Genomic DNA, 2254 nt, shown 5'->3' on the forward strand with positions numbered 1-2254 from the left:
GGCGGTTTCCACCAATTGGGGATGGATTGAGGAAACGACGATGGGATACGGGAACCTGCTGGTCGAAGCGTCCGGCCGCATCGCGACGATCACGTTCAACCGGCCGAAATCGCTGAATGCCCTGAATCCGGAAACGATCCGGGAGCTGAAGGCCGCGCTGGAGGAGATCTCCGCCATGGAGGACGTCGGCGCGGCGATCCTCACGGGCGCGGGGGACAAGGCGTTCATCGCCGGGGCGGACATCTCCGTGATGAAGGGCTTCTCGCCGCTCCAGGCGCTCGATTTCGCCTTGCTGGGGCAGGATGTCCTGTCGTTCATCGAGCGGATGCCGCAGGTAGTCATCGCCGCGGTCAACGGGTTCGCCCTGGGCGGCGGATGCGAGGTGGCGATGGCGTGCGACCTCATCATGGCGGCGGATACCGCCCGCTTCGGGCAGCCCGAGGTGACGCTCGGGATCATCCCCGGGTACGGCGGGACGCAGCGCCTGCCCCGGCTCGTCGGGCGCAACCTCGCCAAGGAAATGGTCCTGACCGGGGACATGGTCAGCGCCCGGCGGGCCTTCGAGATCGGGCTGGTCAACCGCGTGGTTCCCGCCGCGGAGTTGATGGCGGCCGCGAGGGATATCGCGGGAAAGATCCTTTCCCGGGGGCCGGTCGCCGTGCGGACGGCCAAGATGGCGATGAACCGGGGGCTCGACCTGGACCTGTCGAACGGCTGCGCCCTGGAGGCCGCCCTGTTCTCGGCAGGCTTCTCCACCTCGGACCGGCTGGAGGGGATCACGGCGTTCCTCGAAAAGAGAAAGCCGAACTTCACGGGAAAATAGGACAAGGAGAAAGGCGCATGGAGTTCGAACTGACCGACGAGCAGAGGATGATCCGGGAGACGGCGAGGAATTTCGCGCAGAAGGAAGTCCTGCCGCTCGCGGCGGAGCTCGACGAGACGGGCCGCTTCCCGGCTGAACTGGTCCGGCAGATGGCCGAGCTCGGGTTCATGGGCGTCGCCGTCCCCGAGGAGTACGGCGGCTCCGGGATGGACAACATCTGCTACGTCATCGCCATGGAAGAAATCTCCAGGGCTTGCGCGTCCACGGGCGTCATCATGTCCGTCAACAACTCCCTGGTCTGCGACCCGATCCTCAAGTTCGCCTCGGAGGACGTGAAGCGGGAATACCTGGTCCCGCTGGCCTCCGGGAAGAAACTGGGCTGCTTCGCCCTTACCGAGCCGGGGGCGGGATCCGACGCCGGGGCGCAGAAGACCACGGCGACGCCAGACGGGGATTTCTACGTCGTCAACGGGGAGAAGAACTTCATCACGAACGGCCCCGAGGCGGATTACGGCGTGCTGTTCACCATGACCGACCGGTCGAAGGCGCACAAGGGGATCACGGCCTTCGTCGTCGACATGAACTGGAAGGGGGTCTCCCGGGGGAGGCACGAGAACAAGATGGGGATCCGGGGGGCGCCCACCTCTTCCATCGCCTTCGAGGACGTCCGCGTCCCGGCCGCGAACCGGCTGGGCGGGGATGGGGAAGGGTTCAAGATCGCCATGAGCGCCCTCGACGGCGGCCGGATCGGGATCGCGGCGCAGGCGGTCGGCATCGCGCGCGCGGCGCTCGAGGACGCGCTGGCCTATTCGAAGGAGCGGAAGCAGTTCGGCCAGCCGATCTGCGAATTCCAGGCGATCCAGTGGATGCTCGCGGACATGGCCTCCGAGATCGATGCGGCCCGGCTTCTGACGTGGCGCGCGGCCTGGATGAAGGACCGGAAGATGCGCCACTCGAAGGAGTCGTCCATGGCGAAGCTGTACGCCTCCGAAGCGGCCATGCGGGCGGCAGGGAAAGGGATCCAGATCCACGGGGGGTACGGGTACGTCAAGGAGTACCCCGCGGAGCGGCATTTCCGCGACGCGAAGATCACGGAAATCTACGAAGGGACCTCGGAGATCCAGCGGTTGGTGATCTCCGCGGCCCTCCTGCGGTAGCCCATGCGTCCCTGCCGACTCGGGAGAGGATTCATCCAGGTGTACACCGGCGACGGAAAGGGGAAGACCACCGCCGCCCTCGGGTCGGCGATGCGCGCCGCGGGGCATGGCCTGAGCGTCTCGATCTTCCAGTTCATGAAGGGAAGGATCGATTACGGCGAGCTCGAAGGGGCCCGCATGCTTTCCCCTTTCGTCGAAATCGTCCAGGCCGGCCGGGAGACGTTCGTCGACCGGAAGAATCCAGATTCCGAGGACGTACGGCTCGCCCGTAACG

The 2254-nt window shown here is 66.1% G+C and carries 3 protein-coding genes; all 3 read left to right on the forward strand.

Translation table 11 applies throughout. The features are described 5' to 3' along the window. Window positions 1-40: 40 nt before the first annotated feature. Window positions 41-823 (forward strand): enoyl-CoA hydratase-related protein, encoded by a 783-nt coding sequence (locus AB1346_14055; GenBank protein MEW6721565.1) that lies wholly within the window; start codon window positions 41-43, stop codon window positions 821-823. Between the two features lie 17 nt (window positions 824-840). After that, entirely contained in the window at window positions 841-1980 is a 1140-nt protein-coding gene (locus tag AB1346_14060) for an acyl-CoA dehydrogenase (protein MEW6721566.1), read from the forward strand. Window positions 1981-2019: 39 nt separating this feature from the next. Continuing rightward, window positions 2020-2254 (forward strand): cob(I)yrinic acid a,c-diamide adenosyltransferase (locus AB1346_14065; GenBank protein MEW6721567.1); only part of this gene is annotated, 235 nt, incomplete at its 3' end.

The organism is Thermodesulfobacteriota bacterium (assembly GCA_040758155.1).
GTDB lineage: Bacteria > Desulfobacterota > Deferrimicrobia > Deferrimicrobiales > Deferrimicrobiaceae > UBA2219.

Coding starts and splice junctions, on each gene's coding strand:
- AB1346_14060 (MEW6721566.1), top strand. CDS start 841: ATGGAGTTCGAACTGACCGACGAGCAGAGGATGATCCGGGAGACGGCG.
- AB1346_14055 (MEW6721565.1), top strand. CDS start 41: ATGGGATACGGGAACCTGCTGGTCGAAGCGTCCGGCCGCATCGCGACG.